Raw genomic sequence first — 718 nt, 5'->3', positions numbered from 1 at the left:
GTTCCTGGCCTGGAAGGGGGCGGGTGCGGAAGGATGGCTGCCTAGCATGACGATTCCAGCGCAGGAACACCGGGGCCGGCTCGAAGGGCAGGACGTGCGGCATGGGGACGTGCCGTTCGAGGGGGCACGGGTGCGGCTGTCGCTCCAGGTGCACCCGGAGGCCCGGACGATTTCAGCGGCGGCGTGGGAGGCGCCGGACCGGGTGGGCGCGGGGCATCCGCTGGCGGCGTGCCTGGAGTCGCTGTGCCAGAACGCGGTGGGCATGAGCGTGGACCTGTTCCTGCGCTTCGACGACTTCCACCTGCGGGCGGGCTGTCCGGAGGGGCTGGAGACGACGGAGGAGGCGGGGCTCGCGGTGCGGGCGTTCCGGACGGCCTTCAGCCCGTTCCACCCGAGGGCGTCGGGGCCGGCGTACCTGTCGAGCGGGCTGGTGCTGGCGAAGCTGCCGCGAGGCGTGAAGGCGGAGTGGGTGGAGCCCGGCTTCTACTTCGCGCACTACTACCGCGAGGAGCTGTGGGAGGCGGCGGCGGAGGAGGCGCGCAGGGGCGGCGTGCTGGGGCCGCGCGCGGCATGTGCGTACATCGACGCGCTCCTGGCGAAGGCCGAGGACTCGGTGGAGCTGGACTGGCCCGTGGAGCAGGGCACGGCGACCTGGAACTGGCTGACGCGCGAGTGCCTGCCCGCGGTGGCGGGGGGCGCGGAGCGGGTGCGGCAGTTG

At 73.7% G+C, this 718-nt stretch carries 1 protein-coding gene; it reads left to right on the top strand.

Annotated elements, in window-relative coordinates:
• Positions 1–46: 46 nt before the first annotated feature.
• Positions 47–718 (top strand): hypothetical protein (locus D7X12_RS41665; RefSeq protein ID WP_147444014.1); only part of this gene is annotated, 672 nt, incomplete at its 3' end.

Origin of the sequence: Corallococcus sicarius (genome assembly GCF_003611735.1) — a bacterium.
Taxonomy (GTDB): Bacteria; Myxococcota; Myxococcia; order Myxococcales; family Myxococcaceae; genus Corallococcus; species Corallococcus sicarius.
The sequence above is the reverse complement of the archived record's forward strand: the minus strand, read 5'-3'. Positions and strand labels throughout refer to the sequence as shown.